Here is a 19,358-nt window from a genome sequence, read left to right on the forward strand (position 1 = left end):
AGGCTTAAGTAATTTTGTTATTTAGTTATTTTTAATTTAGTTATTTTTTTACGCCTGCCATTCTTTCAACACTCTTTCATAAATTTCAGGTGTAGAAATATCATACCATTCGCCATCAAAATGATAGCCGTACAGATTTCCTTCGCTTGCTAATTTTGGCAAAACATCTTCTTCTAATTTTGAATATTCTTTTTTTGGAATTAATTTAATAATCTTTGGATCAATTACAAATATGCCAGCTGAAATTAATCTGGAAAGATTCGGTTTTTTTTCTGGCTTTTCCAAAAATCCTAATATTTTTGAACCTCTTAATTTCACAACTCCATAACCTTCTGGATTTGGGACAGATGTTAAAGCGATTGTTGCCAAGCCTCCTTCTTCTTTATGGAATGCCAGCATATCTTTCAAATCAACATTCGCTAAAGTATCGCCATATAACATCAAAAAAGATTCATCAGTCAAATATTTTTTAGCTTTTAATAATGCTTTGGCAGTTCCAACTTTTTTCTTGCACATCACATAAGTAATGCTAACACCAAATTTTTTTCCATCGCCAAAATATTTTTTTATTTTTTCTGACATGTGCCCAACCAAAATAATAATATCTTTTATTTCATTATCTCTTAACTGTTCAATAATATGCTGTAAAATCGGTTTGCCTTTGACTGGCAACATTGATTTTGGCATTTCATAAGTGAATGGTCGCATCTTGACGCCTTGTCCAGCTGCCAGCAAATAAGCTTTTTTGACTCTTGATCGCAAACTTTTCAAAACTAAATACTCGATCGCATGTGATCGATTTCTAATTTTTTCGCCATCAATAACTTTGTCAATTTGTGGCAAAATATCTTTTCGTAATGTTATTGTTAATCTTGATCTTTCCATGAATTTTTCATGAAGTTCATAATGTTATAAAGTTATAAAGTTCGTAAAGTCGGCAATGACTTTATAACTTTAAAAACTTTAAGAACTTTATAAACTTGTTTTATACTTTAAATTATACTATCATAAAGCTAGTTTTATTTCAACAGTAAAAATATAATTATGCAAAACACAGTTGATAAATCAAATTTCAAAGACGTTGTAAAAAATTATCCAAAACAATTTGCCAAAGCTCTAGATTTTGCCAAGGATGTTAAAATCGAAGGTCAGTTTGAAAATGTCATTGTTTGTGGTTTGGGAGGATCTGCCTTGCCAGTTGATATGGTGATTTCATATTTAAAATCAAAAAATATTAATTTTCCGATTTCAGTTTGCCGAAATTATACCTTGCCAGTAGAGGCCAATGAAAAAAGTTTGATCATTGCTTCATCTTTTTCAGGTTCAACTGAAGAAACAATTTCTTGTCTCAACGAAGCATTAGCAAAAAATTACAAAGTTGTTGGCATTGCTCGTGGTAAAGATATTTTAGAAATTTGTCAGTCAAAAAATATTCCATATATTCAATATCCAGATGATGGCCCAACATTCCAGCCTCGTTGTGCATCAGGCTATATTTTTACATCAATTGTAACGATTTTATCTAAAATAAAAGTTTTAGAAAATATTGAAAATGATTTAACAAATTTAGGTAAATTTTTAGAATCAATAAATATAGAACAAGAAAAAGCTGGTCAAGAATTAGCGCCTAAATTAAAAAATAATATTCCATTAATTTATACAACAGAATTTTATCGCGATTCTATAGCTCGCATTTTTAAAATCAAATTAAATGAAAATGCAAAGACGCAAAGTTTTTTCAATTATTTTCCAGAATTGAATCATAATGAAATGGTTGGTTTTACAAATTTAGTTGGCAAATATTTTATCATAATTCTGCAAGATCCAAATGATCATGACCGAAACAAAAAAAGAATGAATATTTTTAAAAATCTTTTAGAACAAAAAGGAATTAGTGTTGAAATTATCTTGATGAAAGGAAATTCTGTTTTAGAAAAAATATTTGCATCTTCACTTTTGGCAGATTGGACTTCATATTATTTAGCTTTAGCTTATAATCAAGATCCAACGCCAGTAAATATGGTTGAAGAATTTAAAGAATTGATGAAAAAATAGTTGACTGTTTAATCAAATTTTGTTTTAATTTACGTAGCACCCTAACAGGAGGAGAGAATGGATAGAGACAAAACTGCGATTGATCAAGAAGCTTTGCAATGGCTTCGGCAAAAAGAAAATAGTCGAAAAGTCATTATTGTAATTGACGATTTCAGCCTAAGAGTTTTACAGAAAGCTGTCAGTCCATTGTCAGTTCTGATCTCCGCAAATTAGTTGTGATAGCAAAGAAGGAGGACAACGATGGCCGATCAAAACAAAGAAAAGCAATTATCCGGATTTGAACAATTTGTTTTTGATCCCAAATCAACTTTAAGCGCAACAGATCAAATGCTTGCCTGGCTAAAAAGACATGAAGAAGAAATTGCAGCAGCAGATAGAGAATCTGAAGCAGAATTTAGAAAAGCGCAACCAATTTTTGATAAGTTCTGATTCAGTCGAACTTTTTAGAGCTTAATTGCTCTTTTTTATATTCAAAAATTAATATTGACACATCGTTTAGATTTTGTTTTAATCTATACAGTACCTTGAGAGGAGGAAGCAGTGGATCAGACAATCAAGCAAATGCTCGAAAAGAAACTTCAACAAGCGCAAGAATCATCTGATTCAGTTCAAATTGCAATTGTTGAAAAAACTTTAGCAGCCTTAAGTCAAGAAATTTTATCAATTGTCATTCCAGAAGATTTACCATCTGGTCGTCATGGACTTATGAGCGAAAATAAACTGAGAACTGTTGTCAAGCTGGTTAGATTAATGCTAAGAAGTCATAATGATTCGGAATGGCAATTTTTCCTTGATTTCGTAAATAAAGTCAATCAATTGCAAACTGCATTTGATGTTGATTTAGACGAGCAAGAAAAGATTTTGGATCAAATCACTGGTAGAAATTGTACAGTTTAGAGCAATTTATGCTCTTTTTTTATCCTCAAAAATTATTGTTGACAGTCAATTCAAAATTTGTTTTAATTTAACAGTACCTTGGGAGGAGAGGAGGGAAAGGTGACTGTTAGGGAAATGATCGAAGCTAGAATCAGAGAAGCAGAAAGATTGGAAATTGTACAAGAACAAATTGATTTCTTAAGAACAGTTGAAAACAAGCTTTCAGAAATTGATCCAAACATTCTAAGCATTAGTATGCCAGATAGATCGATACCTCCAAGTTGGTTTAGCGAAGTTGAAAGGAATGTCTTGATCGATCTTGTCGAACTATTCATAAAAGCAAAAACAGTAACTGAGCGAGCAACTTTTCTTGATATGATTAGAAGAGTTCATACCGAAAAAGGAAATAGGAAATTTGATTTTAGCGTTTCTGATTATCATGCAGTTAGTCGCGCAATTTGCCCTCTACAATCTAGCACTTGAATGCACTTTTATCCTAATAGAGCAGTTTATGCTCTTTTTTTATTTTTAAAAATTTATTATAATAAAATTAATTTAAAAAATAAGGAGGGAAAAATGTTAAAACAAAGAAACAGTTTTAGAATATTTTGTATTTGCCTTGCCATTTTTTTGGGAGGCTTTTTTATTTGGCCAAATATTAGTTTTGCGAGTTTTCAAGATGTTATTATTAACGAACTAATGTGGATGGGATCAAGCGAATTTGGCTCAACTGATGAATGGCTGGAATTAAAAAATTTAACAAATCAAGATATTGATTTTAGTCAGACAAATTTCGCAATCTTCAAAAATGACGCAATAATGTTATCCATTAATAATGGCTTTCTTAAGGCAAATGATTATTTTTTAATTTCCAGAAAAGATAAAGATAATTCTATTTTAAATATTAATCCTGATTTAGTTGCATCTTTTACATTAAATAATACTGAAACAAATTATAAATTGTATGATTCTGGAAATAATTTAATTGATGAAATTAAAGCGCCATTAGCTGGTCTTAATAATGAAACAAAAGTTTCAATGGAAAGAAATCAAGAGCCAGACAATGGTTTGCTTGCAACGGACTGGCATAATGCGCAAACAAAAATTAATTTAGATGAAAATTCAACTGCACTAGCAACTCCAAAATCAGAAAATAGCCAGACTCAACAACAGCCAGAAATTTTTCCAGATCAAATATTTATTAATGAAATTCTGCCAAATCCCAAAGATTCAGATGATGCTGAATTTATTGAGCTTTATAATAATAATTCATTTGAAGTTGATTTATTAAATTGGCAAATTGGCGATAGCACAACTTCTCGTTACATAATCAAAGCTTCTGATTTCGCAGACACAAAAATTAAATCTAAAAATTATTTTCTTTTGCCAAAATCAATTACTAATTTAACATTAAATAATGATTTAGATTCTGTAAAAATTTATCAGCCAAATCAAAATTTATTAAATCAAATTGATTATCAAAATTGTTTAGAAGGTCAAAGCTATAACAAACTTAGCGATAATAATTGGCAATGGTCAACGACTTTAACGCCAAATTCAGCAAATATAATTACAACGCCAACTGAAATTATTGATGATCAAAATAATAATCCAGTTGAAATAAAAGAGGAAGAATTAACAATTCCAGCTGGTCCATATTCTAAAAAAATAATTATTACCGAATTTTTGCCAAATCCAAAAGGATCAGATTCAGAATTAAAAGGCGAATTTATAGAAATAAAAAATGTTGATTCAAAAAATATAGATCTCTATGGCTGGTACATTGATGATCAAAAAGATGGTTCAACGCCTTATCAAATAAAAAATCATTTGCAATTAAAACCAAATCAATATTATGTTTTTTATAAAGGCGAAACAAAATTATCTTTAAATAATTCTAATGAATCTGCCAGAATTTTATTGCCAGACAAAAAAGTTCTGCAAGAAATAAAATTTACAGGCACTGCAAAAGAAGCCGAGTCTTACGCGCTCAAAGATAATAAATGGCAATGGACAACGACTTTAACGCCTGGCAAAGATAACATTATAAAACAACAAAACAACGAAACAACAAAACAAGACGAAAACACCGAAACACCAGAACAAAAAAACACCGAAACAAACGTCATGACAATCAAAGAAGTTCGCGGTTTAAAACGTTATGACACTTTAAAAACAACTGGCATTGTTATTGTTCCTCCAAAAACAATTTCTCAAACTTCATTCTATATTCAAGACGAAACAGCTGGCATCCAAATTTATTTTTCCAAAAAAGATTTTCCAAATTTAAAATTAGGCGACAAAATTGAAGTTAGCGGAAAATTATCAGAAGCCTCAAATGAAAAAAGAATTTTAATTGCTAGCAAAGACGATTTTAAAATTTTAGCCAATAATCAAAATTTGAAGCCTGCGCAAATTGAAACTGGCAAAGTTTCTGAAGATTTGGAAGGAGAATTTGTCATAACTTCTGGCCAATTAGAAAAATCAGTTGGTGGAACATTCTATATCAATGATGGTTCAAAGACTCTCAAAGTTTATATTCCAACAGATTCGAAAATAGAAAAACCGAAATTAAAAAAAGGCGATTGGGTAACAGTTCAAGGCATTATCAGCGAGACATCAAGCGGTTATCGTTTAATTCCTCGTTTTACAAGCGACATCAAAGCTGGAAAATTTTCTTTAAATCCAAGTCTTGGTCTAACCCAAATTCCAAAAGCCGGAGCAGATTCCAAAATATTTCTAATTTTATCTTTTGCAATCATTTTAATTTATTTATCAAAAGTATATGCCAAAAGCATTAGAACGAAAATTAAAGAAACAAGCCAAGAAAAAAGGTCTAGGTAAAAAAAGAACAGCTGCTTACGTTTACGGAACTTTGCGCAAAACTGGTTGGTCACCAAAAAGAAAGAAGAAATAATTGACAAAATTTGATTCAAAGATTATATTTATTAATCAGCACTTTTTACAACCCAAGGAGGGAAAAGAAAAATGAAAAACACAATCAACATTGTGCTTGGATATTTTGCAATGTTTCTTGTTGTTGTCATTTATATTCTTTGCTTCATTATTTTTTATCGGCTGATTAACGTAAATCTTTTTTCAGAAATATTGTTGTTTATCCCAATGCTTATTGTCTTCTCAATCCTTTTCATCATTTTTGTAATTATCATCGGAGTTCCTGTTATTCTATTCTATTACTACTTTGTCAAGAAATGTGATCTATGCAACAAAAGAGGTTTCGTTTTTGCCTTTGAAACATCAGATTCAGAAGTTCCATTCTCTGATCCTTATCTTTGTTATAGATGTCGAAGTTTGCGAAAACAATTGAGAGCCTAGAGAGGAGGAGAAAATGGGCAAGAGAGCAGAAATACTGTTTATTACATCTGTTTTCTCATTTTCAGCAGCTTACGCGGTTTGTCTGATCTGCAATCTCAAAGATTTGTTACTCATTCTCCATGACAAACCTAATCTATCAATCACAGTATTTTTTCTTTTTATGCTCTTCCTTGGAATTGGTTTACTTTATCTCTCGATCTTAGTATTTACAAATACTTTTCTAAAAAGATGCAATTGTTGCAAAGGTCGCGGATTAGTAAAAAGAGTCATTCTTGCTAGTCAATGTTTAGAACATCATGAAAGAGAATACAACCTTTGTTCTAAATGTCGTAATGAAGAATCCTGGCGTCATAATGAAGAGTTTATCTTTGTAAAAGATCATTCGGTCATTCATGTTTCTTTGATCTAACCCAATTTTGTTGGGTTTTTTTATTGTTTAAATTATTTTTTTGTTTTATTGTTAAATTATAGAAATAAATTTAGCATTTAGTTATTTATAATTTAAAATTTAGCAACTATGCCAGACGTATTTAAAGAAGTGAGCCATCAAGGCTATGGATCAAGAGTCATGGGATCATTTGGTGGAATTTTAATCGGAATTATTTTATTCTTTGCCTCATTTATTGTCCTTTATTGGAATGAAGGAAGGGTAGATATTTCTCAAATTGCCAAAAAATCAGTTGAAGTCCAATCTAGCAAAGTTGATGCAAGTTTAGATCAAAAATTAATTTCAGTTACTGGTCCAATTACTTCTTCAGAAAAATTAAGCGACAAATTATTTTTAAATGAATCAGATTACATTGCAATTTATCGAAAATCTGAAATGTATGCGTGGACCGAAAAAACAGATACAGACACAACAACCCAAACAGGCGGATCACAGACAACTGAAACAACTTATACCTATGACACTGCTTGGACTTCAAGTCCAGAAAAATCTTCTAGCTTTAAACATCCAGAAGGCCATCAAAATCCAAACCAATCAATAACAAGTGAAACTTTCAAAGTTAATAATTCTAATTTAGAAGAATATAAATTAGACATGGCAAATTTAAAACTTGATACAAGTTTATTAGTTAGCGCCAAAAAATTGCAATTAGATTCAGAAAATACAACTTTAACTGAAGCAAACAAAATAGTTGAAAATTATTATGTTTATCAGGGAGCTGGAAATATTTCTAATCCTCAAGTTGGCGATCAAAAAATCAGCTATTATGTTTTACCGCAAAAAGAAATAATTACAGTATTTGGAAAATTAGACAGCGGAAAAATTACAACTTTCACTGATGAAAAAGATAACACTTTATTCCGCATCTTTTTAGGCGATAGAGCAACTGCAATTTCCACAATGAAAACAGAATATACAGTCATGACTTGGATTTTAAGACTAGTTGGCTTCTTGATGATGTGGATCGGTCTATCAGCAATGTTTGGTCCAATCAGTGTTGTCTTAGATTTCTTGCCATTCTTAGGATCTGCTAGTCGAGGAATTATTGGCTTTATTACATTTATCGTTGCCTTAGCTTTATCAGTTTTGACAATTTTAATTTCCATGATCATTCATAATATTGTCGCCTTAATTATAATTTTAGCAATTATCGTAATTTCTGCTATTATCATTACTGCAATATTTATGAAAAAGAAAAAAGGTGCAAAACCAGCAAGCGCATAATAATCAATAAATTTTAACGAATTTTAAAACGGCCAGAAATGGTCGTTTTAATTTAATTAAAATTTTAAGCTACAAAAAAAATCCGTCAAAACGGATTACAAAGTACAAATAATCAATGTGTTTTAGCGCGAATGAGTTTCGGATCAAAAGTGATTTCATCTTGACGCACATCATGATTGACATCGCCACTTGGCAAACGAACAGCATAATGCTTTTCGCGATTAGCATCCATCCAATCACTGACAATAGTCACAATCTTGCCAGCATACAAACCAACAATAGCATTACCAGACAATTCTCGATCAAGAAAGCGATCAAATGATTCAGGAATCAGGTGTCCACACATTTCCTTTTCCTCCTTCTTCTTGGTCCTCTCGCTCGATACCTTATCAAGACTATAACACTAAAAACTAATAAGTCAAGATTATTTTTTTTGTCTCAAATCAATCACATCAGCTCTATCATTAACATCTTTTGCAGGATTTGGTTTAACAACATTTTGTTCTTTTTTGACAGTTTCTTTAACCTTTTTATGAATCTCTTTTTTCAATCCAGAAAATATAAAAATATTAATAATCACAATACTAAACATTACAAGATATGGCACAGCTTCAGTTGAAATCAACCTCTTGCCAAAAATCATGCTTGCTGCTTTTATTTTTTCATGTGATTTATTAAAATTATCATTTAATCTTTGCCAAAGACTATTTGCTTTTGGCATCACTTCAATTTCTTTTGTTCTAGCGCTTTCATTACCACTTAAATCAACAGCCGAAATTGATACAAAATATTTATAATTATTTTCCAAATTTTCTAATATATAAACATTTTTTTCAGGCTTTATTTCAATTGCATTATAAAAACTTTTTTCTTGTTTGTAATATAATTTATAAAAAGCTAAATCTTTTTCGCTATTTTTTGTCCAGCTTATTTCAATTTTTGCATCGCTAGATAAAATAATAGGTTCGCTTGGAATTTTTGGCGGAATTGTATCAATTGTATTTGTTGAAACTGCATTAGAAATTAATGACGGATTTTTTTCTTCATCAACTGCTTTTATTGCAAAATAATATTTAGTTCCAGGAGTTAAGGATTTTAATTGTATTTCTTGCAATGATGGAGGAATTAAGGGTTCAGGATATAATTTGTATTGTGTTGCAGAATAAAAACTATCTTCATCAATTAAATTTTCAGAATATCTAATATCATAATAATTTGCCAAACCTTGATCATAATCATCGCCAGAAGCAGTCCATTCTAGATTGATTGTTGTATCAGTTGGATTCAAAGCTTTCAAATCTTTTATTGTATTAGGAAATGAATAATCATTTGGTGTTGCCACAACTTGCGGTTCTAAATTTTCTTCATCAACATCATCATTGATCAGAGCATCCCAAGTCAATGGCAAAATAGTTATATAATATTCTTCATTATTTTCTAAATTTGGAATCAGCATTTCTGTTTTTCCAAAAACGCTCAAAAATCTTTGCTCTCCGCCTTGTTTTTTGAATAAAACTTTATAGCCTTTAAAATCTTTATTAATCGGCGCTTCCCAAGATAAATTTATTTCTGAATCTTTTGGCTCAACATTAATATTATAAACTGAATCAACTTCTAATCGTTTAATATTTTTTAGCGGCGTAAAATTTCCTTGATCTTCATTTCCTAATCTCCAAATTGCAACTCCGGCAATTCCCAATTTTTTAATCACATTTATTTTTTCAGTAATGCTTCTTTCATTTTCAAAATAAACAGTATGCGGATTGTCTTTGTCATCTGTGTAATAAAACCAAGGGCATTTTGCATCATCATCCCATTCTATTTCAATATTATTTTCATCTAAAATATTTTTTACTCCATCATAAACCAAGCCTCTATTTTCGCACATTCCTTCAGTGCACCAGTCATAAGCATAAAAAGGCAAACCAGCAATTATCTTTGTAGAATCAACTTTGCTTTGCGCATAAGTCAAAGCCCTAACCATCCATTTGATCGGCGCAATAGGTCCAGGTTGAGTATTCGCTCTGGCATGATCATAAGTCATAATCCTAATTTGATCAGCATTTTTGCCTAATTCTTCAAAGTCATAGGCTTGCGTCCAAGATTCATCATCAGATTGTTTTGCTTGCAAAGTTACTGATAAAATTTTGTTAATTTGATGCAATTCTTTTGCCAAGACTTTAATATATTGGCTAAAATCTTCTCTTGCTTTGTTATCTAAATTTTCATAATCAATATCAATGCCATCGTAATTATTTTCTTTAACTTCCGAAATTATCATCTCAATATTCTTTTTTCTTTTTCGCCAATCCATTACAACATTTGTACCTTTGGAATTATCATCAAAATTATTCGTAATTGTTGGAATATTTTTTTTGCCTGAATCATTTAATTTATTTATCAAATCATCATCCAAAACATCGCCATGTTTTTTTATCGTTCCATCTGGTTCAAGAGAATAAATAAAAGGCGATAGAGAAGTGAAGACTTCAAAATTATTATTAACTGTATTTTTTTGATCTGGCACATCAATTAATGGCATCCAGCCAATGACTTCAAATCCACTGTTTTCAGAACTATTTGGCGCAATTCCAATTTCTTTTGTTGCCTTGCTTTTATTTCCTGACCGATCAATTGCTTCTATGCTTACAAAATAAAATGCATTTGTTAAATCCTTAATTTGATAAGATGTTACATCAGGATTTACAGCAACAGGATCGCTGTCTTGTTTTTCTACTGAAGTTCTTAGATTAATTAAATATTTATCAACCTCATCTTCTTTGACATTTTGTTTCCAATTTAATTCCAAAGTATTGTCCAAAGCTTTGACACTAAATCCTTGTGGAATATGGGGCGGGTTCGTGTCATTCTTATTTGCAGAACCTAAATCAGCAGTATTAGAGTTTTTATTCGTCGTATTAGAGCTAGTATTAGAGAAAGCATTAGTCTGCAACACGAAAAAGACCTGAAATATCATTAGGACTAATACAAAACTGCAGATTATTTTTTGGTTTTTGAATTTTTTCATCTGCAATCTTAGTATAGCAGAAAACAGAAAATAGAAAAAGTTATCATTTAAAGTTAATAGTCAATTGTTAATTGTTAAATGTTAGAAAACAAGTTATCAACTGTTCAAGTAATTGTTCAAATTAACATTTTTTGCTATACTATACTTAATTAGAAATATTTATAAAAACAAAAAACAATTTATCATGAAAAACTTTAAACCATTAGGGGAAATTTTTAGTTCAGCTTGGAAACAATTTGAAAAAAATTGGGGTAATTATGTTGGTCTATCAGCAATTTTCACTGTTGCTCAATTTGTGATTATTTTTGTCGTTGTTTTTTCAATGGTCTTCTTGCAACTAGCCGGTATTTTCGGAAGTATTCCATTAATGATCAATCAAGATTCAACAACAGCTGGTTTTGGCGGAATGATAATGATCATAACAGTTATCACAACATCTCTGCTCTTATTCATTGCTGTCTTCGGCCTAAGTTTTCTTATCAATGCTTGGTTGATGAGAACAATGATTACCCTTATTGCTAAAAAACAATCTGGCAGTTTAGATTTTGTTCAATTCATTAAATCTTGCTGGCCAAAAGTTTGGCGAGTATTTTTTGCTATGATTTTAATGATGCTAATTATTTTTGTAGGTTTCATTTGTTTTATTATTCCAGGTATTATTTTTGGTCTCTGGCTTTCTCAAGTCTTATTCCTAATAATTTTAGAAGATTTATCAATTAGCGATGCCTTCAAAAAATCTAAAGAATTAGTTTCAGGCCACATAGGTACAGTCTTTCTCTATAATTTCGTTTTTATGTTAGTAATGGAAGTTGGGCTAATGGCAATTAATATAATCCCATTTTTAGGAACTTTAGCCATGCCTGTATTGAGCATTGTCATGATTCCTTTAATGACAATTTTTCAATATCATATATTTTTAGAACTTAAAAAACTTAATGGTTAAATTGCTGAACTGTTAAATTGTTAACTGCCAAATTGTTTAACCATTAAGCAATTTAGCAATCGAACAATTTAGCAATTAAGCAATTTAGCAATAATTAATTTAATTTAAAATATGCCTCAAACGCAAAAAACTGAAGTAAAAACAAGAAGTCGAACCAGTCAAATTACTGGTGTCGTTGCAGCTGTTGTTGCAGCAATTGGTATCGGCGCCCTTATCTATTTTGCCGTTGTCAACTACAACACAAAAATAACAACACAAACAGAATTTTCTGTTTTTGAACAAGAGTATCAGCCAAATGTTGAGCCAGTTTCTGCAATTGTAACTGATCAAAATCAACTCGCTGATGCACAAACAAAATTGGATGCAATTAAAGGTGTTGTTACTCCTGTAATTGAACAACAAGCTCAAGATACCGGCACAACTCCTGGACAGATAATTGATGTTACCCAAAAAGATGCAATGATTGAATCTCTTTCTGACCAAGTTGTTTCCGAAACCGCAACAGAAATTAAAGATGAAGTTAACATTTTAATCGGCAAAGACGAGCTCGATTTTTCTCAAGCACAGGCTGCTGAAGATTATACGATGATAAAAGTATTTGGTGATCTGACTAACGCAACAGGCGGTACAGATACAACTAGTTCAGGTGTAACCTTAACAGATGCTCAAAAGAATACACTTGATACAATTGCTGAAAATACTTCAACTGATACAACTCAAAAAATTACGGAAGGTTCTACAAAAATTGCTCGAGAAACTAGTGGCAATGAAAGTGAAATCAATAGCGAACTTACTGCTGAAGTTATCAGTATTTTTGGACAGGCAACTGATTTCACGCTTACTGGAACAAAAGATGAATTTGCTGCAGCAGAAGCTCCAGCACCAAACGAAGTAACTCCAGATATCTGGTTTTGTAATTCTGAAAATAATTGTCAGCAATCAGAATATGCTACTTTAGATAAATGTAAACTAGAAAAAGGCATAGACAAATGTTTTGAAGGCAACACTTGCGGTGATTGCAAACAAGCAGCTCCAGTAGATGAAAGAGTCCATACTTGCTCTCCTGATAATATTTGTATGCCATCAACTTTGTATCCTACTTTAGCGGATTGTGTGACAGCTATAGGTGCTGACAAATGTTTTGAAGGCAATACTTGTGTTTGTCAAGCTACACCAGCAAATGAACCAGCTGCCAGTCAATTTCAATTATATTTTTGTTTAAATGGAAATTGGACATCTGATAGTTTTGGAGGTAACTCTATAGATGAAGCAAAACAAGTTTGTAGTACTGCCATAGGCAACCAATGCTTTATTGATTCAAGTGATCCAGGTCATGATGCCGCAAAAGAAGCTTGCAAGCCAGCAGTTGATGAGCCAGTAATCGATGAATCAGCATTTTGTGTTGATAATGCCTGTGTACCTGGCCCAATTAATGTAAAGTGTACTCCTCCAAATTGCCCTGAACGTTTTGATAATATGGAAGCATGCAATCTTTCAGATTGCGAGCCAAAGCAAGAATATGTATACTGTGCAGAAACTGGTTGTTTAGCTGAAAGTTTTAGCAGTCAAGGCGAATGTGAAGCACAGCATATCGGCGCTAATTGCAAATTATCAACACCTGAATCTATACAAGAGTGTAGTGATGCTTGCATCAAGATGGAGCAAGATCAACAATATTACACTTGCGATAGAGACGTAAATCAATGCAAGGCAGTTCAAAATCTTGATGAATGTGAAGTTAATGGCGGTACCAAATATTGCACAACGAATAATGATTGTTGCAAAGCAAATGTAATTCCAGTTCAAAAACAATATTACTATTGCGATAAAAATGATAAAACTAATGGTTGTAAACAAACAGAACTACTTGACTCCTTAGAAGCCTGTCAAAATGCGCATCCAGATGGTGGCTGTATAGCTGATGTTAAAAAAGCTATTTGCGATGAAACATGCAAGCCCGATCCAGTTTTAGATGTAATTGAAGACGAATGTCATAATAATTTGCCAAATGATCCTAAATGCTCATTGCAAGTAATTGACAAAATAGAAAATAAACCAACAGGTGAAATTACAGAATACAAATTATCAGTCACATCTTCAATTATTTATCGAGGTTTAGGCAGAGTTATTATGAAATTCTGGGCCAATCCAAACGATCCAGTTAACTTTGAATATACAAAGCAAAAATTAGCTAATGATTTTAAAGACAATAAATTAAGAGTCAGATTTGGCGATAAAAAAGAAGATTTGTCTGATGTCCTAAAAGTTTACAAAGATCCAAGAAATCCAAACAAATATTATGCTATTGCTTATAAATTAAATATTGATAATCTTTGGCAAAATGATGATGGAAAATATAATAGCAAAAAATATTTTTATCAAGTCAATGCCGACAATAAAAAATCAGATTTCTTTGATTTCCAATCTTTGCAAAGAGGCGGAGAAGTTCTTTATGTCAAAAACAGATTATATAATGGACATTATGATTTAAAAAAATATGGAACTATTGAATTAAATCTAAAAAATAGTGGACAACTTGCCGGCAATATAAAAACCTTGAACAACAAATTGAAAAATTTCGAAAATGGCGGTGTTAATTTCTGGACGCAAACTTCAAAAGTTTCTCCTTATGGCTTGAGAACTGCAATGGCTGGAGATCAAAGATTCAAACAATATTTTAGCATTTTGAAAAATCTGCAAAAGAAAAATGATATTACAAAAGCTGTTCAAGTTCTTTACAATTATCATGATCGTCTAAAACCTGAAGATATTTATCGTCGTTATGATCAAGGCGGTGTTAATTATTGGGTTAAGCAAGTTAACAATGATAAATTGTCGTTCAGCAGTATGGTTACTTATGTCATGCTAGGTACAGATGAGCCAAAAACAAATCTTACACAATTCTGGGGCACAGGAAAATTAGCTACTAGAAAAGCAGAAATCGAATTAGGCTTTGTTAAATCTTTAAGCCGAGGCATTACTCAAATGTCAGATATTGATCGATTCATGAATTCTTCCAAATATATTTCTTCTGCAAGCATTAGAGCAGATTTAAGAAATTCAGATGAATTCAGAAGATTGTTGAATGATGTTTATAAACGTGGTGAAGCATCTGACGCCATATCATTGTTATATATTGCTGATTTAGGAAGACCAGTTGATCCAGATGGCCAGCCATTCTATGTCAACAAATTTAATCAACTTAGAAAAGATGGTCTAAACGCTACAGATGCTTTGAATGAAATTGATAAAGAATTAACGAGTAGTAAAGAATACAAAGATGCAATTGCAAGACCAATAAAGTAAATTATAAAAAAGGCGAGATCGAAAAAGATCTCGCCTTAATATTCCAATTATATGGAGGCAAAAAACAAATTTTATAGATTAATTGGGATTATAATTATTTTTTTAAGCATTGGAGCAATCGCTTATCTTTCATTTTCTAATTATTTTGGAAAAACTAAAATTAATAATTTTGGTGAAGATTATCCAGTTGATGAAATAAAAGATGCCAATGAAGAAAAACTCGAAGAACTAGTAGTATCTGCCCAAAAAACATTAGACCAGCAGATTAAAAATCAAGCGCCAGATACTTCAAAATCAGATCAAGAGATGATCCGAGAGCAAATTATCAATAAAATTTATAGTGAGAATGTTAATGCTGAAGTTTTAGCACAAGAAAAAAATATTGCTCAATCCATATCTAATCAGTCAATTGCTCAGCTTAATAGCGAGATTGCTAGTGGAGGAAACGATAATAATCAAAATTTAAATAGTAAAATTTTAGATTTAGCTGACAAGCTTTTTATTAAACAAAAAGCTAAAAAAACAGCTCAAGAAACTGTTAACGAGATCAATGATGAAGTTACATCAGCAATTAATAATAGCAATTTAGATAGTCGTAAGCAAAGCAGCAGTGCAGTTAATATTATGCATGCAATAATTTTTGATGATCCAAACCTTGCTTTTTCAAATGCCAGCAATAGCAAAGAAAAAAGAGCTTTGCAAGATATCTACAAAAATGCTTTGAATGATTCAAATAATAAAATTGATAATAATCTATTAACTTTGAATAACCAGAATAACAAAGATGAATTTAATTATCAATTTAAAGAAAGCTTGAAACAAGTAGTTACAGTCGTCAAGCAAGATACAAAAGTTAGGATGTCCAGTGCGCTTAGTGATAATGCTAAAAAAACAATTGCTGATCAAGTAGTTGCTGATTCCAATCCGAATAATTCTGCTGATCAAATAATTGATTGCGCAAACAATGCAAATATTGAACAATGTTTAACAAAAGGCAATCAAAAACCAATTGCCGAACAAGTTAAACAAGTAGAACAAGTGACCCAAACCATCAATAATACTTATGATAATCTTGATAATGAAAACGGTAAGATAATGAATCAAGAAGATAAACAAGAAATTATTGATACAACAATCAAAAAAACAAAAGAAGAAATAAAAAATCAACCGCTTGTTGAATATATTTGTACTTGCAAAGCGCCAGAAAATGTTTGCCAGTCAACTGGAAAAAATTATACTGACAAAGATCAATGCGCAAATGAACAAGGAGGAGAATGTTTCGAGAGCTTAGATGCCTGTTATGGTTATTGCAAGCAACCAGCAACAGTAGAAGAAGAAACTGTTGCTACTTGCACAAAACTAATCATATGTCACATTCCATCAGACAATCCAGAAAATCAGCAAGAGATTTGTGTTGCAGAATCAGCAGCCAAAGCGCATTATGCTCATGGTGATTATGAAGGCTATTGTAAGACAGCCCCAACTAACGAGCCAGTCAATGAAAATACGAATACATCAAATGAAACTAATGAAAATATTAATACCAACACAAATGAAATAGCTAATGAAAATGCAAATCAGCCTTTGAATGAGAATACGAATATTAATGAATCAACAAATCAAGTAGCTAATGAAAATACGAATATCAACATTAACACAAATCAAAACGTTAATGTCAACGAAAATACAAACGTTGTTACTAATGCAAACCAGAATACTAATCAATCGACAGGAGGAGGAATAGATGTTCCTAATGTCCCTCCGACAGACAATCCAGACCCAAATCAAAAACCACCTCTTGATATCCAGCCAGTAGAAAATGGAAATTTTTTTGCTTATTGTGATCGTGAAGTTGGACAATGCAGGACAGCAGAAAATATGTTTAAGGATGAAAATTCTTGTCTTTCTTCATTACAAAGTCAATTTCCTAACAAAAATATTACTGCCTGCATTCCTTTCGATTCAACCACACAATCTTATCCATGTTTAGAAAGTTGTACTAAAACAACTCCAGAAAATCAACAAATAAATGATTTAGAGAAAAGCTTGCATGATTATGTTGTCGAAAATCCAGTTTTTCTAAAAGAAGAAATTAATAAAATAAAAGAAGACATCACTGAAAAGACAATCAGAGTCTTTAATGAAAAGGTAAAACCTACCCCAATAGATCAGCAAAAACAAGATCAGATAGTCAACGATCTTAAAAATGAAATAAACCAACAAATTCAAGCCTTGCCAGAAAATGCAAGACCAAGCTACGAAGAAGTAATTGACAAATTAGCTCATAATGAATCTGATGAAATTTCACTTAAGGCTTGGATAGTTTACAAGGGGTTAGGTAGAGTAATCTTGAAATTTGAAGAAAATGAATTTGATGTTTATAAAAAACTATATAGTGAGAATGTAATCAAATCAGCTTTTGACGCCGGAAATCTAAAATTTAAATTTGGTGAAAAAGCAGATGATCTAAAGTATGACTTCAAAATTTATAAGGACCAGAAAAGCGATCGTTTTTATGCTGTTGTCTATAATTTAGGTGAGGATAATTTGGTGAATAAAGATAATGATCAATATGGTTCAAAAGAATATTATTTTCAAGTTGCTACAGATGAAAAGTTTTCTGAAATTTTCACTTTTAAATCTTTAAATAGGGTTGGCGAGGCTTTGTATGATCAAAATAAATTATTTGGACAGAACCATGATTTAAAACGCTACGGCACTATTGCTTATGATTTCAACAAAGGCAGTCAAGAAAATAATTATATTAAAAAATCTGGCTTATCGTCCTACATTGATTCAAATGCAAGTCCTTATGGTCTAAAAACTGCCATGGCCAAAAGCCCAAATTTCATAAACGCGTTAAAAAAAATCAATAACATTGATTCAATCAAAAAAGTCTATACAGGGTATGTTGATCTATTAATTCCTCAAGATATTTATTACCAATATAGCGAACCAACTGTAAAATATTGGGCAAACACTATTGCAAAAAAAGATCTCAATTTTAATTCTGTGGTACAAAATTTATTTTTCACTACCAAAGAGCAAGATTTAAATTTAATTGATTTTTGGAATAAACCGCAATATGCAACGATTGAGGACAGCTATCTAAAAACATTGAGGCGTGGTATCATATCAAATGATGAAATTAATCAATTCCTAAATCAAGCAGAATATTCTTCTAAAGCATTAATCAGAGAAAAATTAAGATCTCAAGAAGAATATAGTCTTATTAAAAAACAGATTATTAAACAAAAAGACAGTTCAATCTTAGCTTTTATTTTCTCCGCAGTTCTCGGCCGAGAAATTACTCCAAGAGAAAATAGCCATTATCTTGCCCAATATCAAAAGCTCGAAAAAGAAAAAGGCATGAATAAAGAAAAAGCTGCTGATAGAATAGAATCTGAATTAATTAATAGTTCTGAATATAAAAAAGAATTACAACAAACAATAAAATAATCTTTTTATGCCAACAAAAGTTTCAACAAAAATTAATGTTTCTGTTTTAACAGGCGTCATTCTAGCAGGAGCGATGATGTTCGCTCTTGCCGGATTTGGCTTTTTGAAAACAGAAATAGAGCCAACCATCAAAAATAATTTGCCTGGCTGGGCATGGAGTTTTCAGACTCCAGACAATTATAGTTTTGATAACAGCAAGATTAAGATCGAAAATTCAGTTGTCGAATTACAACAAGGAATAGAGCAAGGAGAAATAAAAAATAATTATCCTTACTCTTACGGCTGTTTGCCAAATCCTGCTGTTGCATTTATTACTGATTCTGATGGCGAAATTTCATATCAAATCAGCAAAGACAATTTGAATTGGTATTACTGGAATTCTGGATCTTGGAAAAATGCGACTAATATTGACCAAGCAAATACTGCCACAGAAGTTAATCAGCATATTGTCGATTTTTATCCATTATCTTTGAATCAATTTTACTTTAATGCTATCTTGAACAAAAAAGATAGTAGATTAAGAGGAATTCAAATTACTTGCGATGAATCAACACTGAAAAAAGTTGAACTTTATCCAAAAAGTCTCTAGAATATTTTAAAAGCCAGCAAAATAAAATGCTGGTTTTTTTAATTTAGTAATGATAAAATAATTTGACAAGTTAAATAAGTTAGACTAGTTAGAC

16 protein-coding genes are annotated in these 19,358 nt (G+C 31.3%); 13 read left to right on the plus strand and 3 right to left on the minus strand.

Annotation, left to right across the window (positions count from 1 at the left end; genetic code table 11):
- Positions 1–48: 48 nt before the first annotated feature.
- Positions 49–885, minus strand: a complete 837-nt coding sequence (locus WC663_00740) for a nucleotidyltransferase family protein (protein ID MFA6295858.1) — start codon at positions 883–885, stop codon at positions 49–51.
- Positions 886–1,044: 159 nt separating this feature from the next.
- On the opposite strand from WC663_00740, the gene WC663_00745 reads away from it, so the two are divergent.
- The 9 genes from WC663_00745 (at position 1,045) to WC663_00785 (ending at position 7,939) form a co-directional block, all read left to right on the plus strand.
- Complete coding sequence (locus WC663_00745) at positions 1,045–2,055, plus strand: bifunctional phosphoglucose/phosphomannose isomerase (GenBank protein ID MFA6295859.1); 1,011 nt, start codon at positions 1,045–1,047, stop codon at positions 2,053–2,055.
- Between the two features lie 57 nt (positions 2,056–2,112).
- Entirely contained in the window at positions 2,113–2,268 is a 156-nt protein-coding gene (locus tag WC663_00750; GenBank protein MFA6295860.1) for a hypothetical protein, read from the plus strand.
- A gap of 27 nt (positions 2,269–2,295) precedes the next feature.
- Positions 2,296–2,484, plus strand: coding sequence for a hypothetical protein (locus WC663_00755; protein ID MFA6295861.1), 189 nt, complete (start codon positions 2,296–2,298; stop codon positions 2,482–2,484).
- Between the two features lie 132 nt (positions 2,485–2,616).
- A complete protein-coding gene (locus WC663_00760; GenBank protein ID MFA6295862.1) occupies positions 2,617–2,952 on the plus strand; it encodes a hypothetical protein in 336 nt (111 codons plus the stop codon).
- Between the two features lie 114 nt (positions 2,953–3,066).
- Entirely contained in the window at positions 3,067–3,414 is a 348-nt protein-coding gene (locus WC663_00765) for a hypothetical protein (GenBank protein ID MFA6295863.1), read from the plus strand.
- Between the two features lie 93 nt (positions 3,415–3,507).
- A complete protein-coding gene (locus tag WC663_00770; GenBank protein ID MFA6295864.1) occupies positions 3,508–5,775 on the plus strand; it encodes a lamin tail domain-containing protein in 2,268 nt (755 codons plus the stop codon).
- Positions 5,776–5,919: 144 nt separating this feature from the next.
- Complete coding sequence (locus WC663_00775; GenBank protein ID MFA6295865.1) at positions 5,920–6,267, plus strand: hypothetical protein; 348 nt, start codon at positions 5,920–5,922, stop codon at positions 6,265–6,267.
- A gap of 13 nt (positions 6,268–6,280) precedes the next feature.
- Entirely contained in the window at positions 6,281–6,676 is a 396-nt protein-coding gene (locus tag WC663_00780) for a hypothetical protein (GenBank protein ID MFA6295866.1), read from the plus strand.
- 108 nt (positions 6,677–6,784) lie between these two features.
- Positions 6,785–7,939 (plus strand): TMEM43 family protein, encoded by a 1,155-nt coding sequence (locus tag WC663_00785; GenBank protein MFA6295867.1) that lies wholly within the window; start codon positions 6,785–6,787, stop codon positions 7,937–7,939.
- Positions 7,940–8,051: 112 nt separating this feature from the next.
- On the opposite strand, the gene WC663_00790 is transcribed toward WC663_00785, so the two are convergent.
- Entirely contained in the window at positions 8,052–8,285 is a 234-nt protein-coding gene (locus WC663_00790) for a hypothetical protein (GenBank protein ID MFA6295868.1), read from the minus strand.
- Positions 8,286–8,363: 78 nt separating this feature from the next.
- Positions 8,364–10,967: a glycosyl hydrolase family 18 protein gene (locus WC663_00795; GenBank protein ID MFA6295869.1), complete on the minus strand. Its 2,604-nt coding sequence runs from the start codon at positions 10,965–10,967 to the stop codon at positions 8,364–8,366.
- 184 nt (positions 10,968–11,151) lie between these two features.
- Between WC663_00795 and WC663_00800 the strand changes: the two genes are divergently transcribed.
- From WC663_00800 to WC663_00815, 4 genes are all read left to right on the plus strand, one after another.
- A complete protein-coding gene (locus tag WC663_00800; GenBank protein ID MFA6295870.1) occupies positions 11,152–11,910 on the plus strand; it encodes a hypothetical protein in 759 nt (252 codons plus the stop codon).
- A 111-nt stretch (positions 11,911–12,021) separates the two neighbouring features.
- Positions 12,022–15,216: a hypothetical protein gene (locus WC663_00805; protein ID MFA6295871.1), complete on the plus strand. Its 3,195-nt coding sequence runs from the start codon at positions 12,022–12,024 to the stop codon at positions 15,214–15,216.
- A 51-nt stretch (positions 15,217–15,267) separates the two neighbouring features.
- Positions 15,268–18,675, plus strand: coding sequence for a hypothetical protein (locus tag WC663_00810; protein ID MFA6295872.1), 3,408 nt, complete (start codon positions 15,268–15,270; stop codon positions 18,673–18,675).
- A gap of 7 nt (positions 18,676–18,682) precedes the next feature.
- The gene (locus WC663_00815; protein ID MFA6295873.1) at positions 18,683–19,264 is read left to right on the plus strand and encodes a hypothetical protein; all 582 of its coding nucleotides are present in this window, start codon (positions 18,683–18,685) and stop codon (positions 19,262–19,264) included.
- Positions 19,265–19,358: the final 94 nt, after the last annotated feature.

The sequence above is a fragment of the Patescibacteria group bacterium genome (assembly GCA_041662665.1).
Taxonomy (GTDB): domain Bacteria; phylum Patescibacteriota; class JABMPQ01; order JABMPQ01; family JAQVVF01; genus JAQVVF01.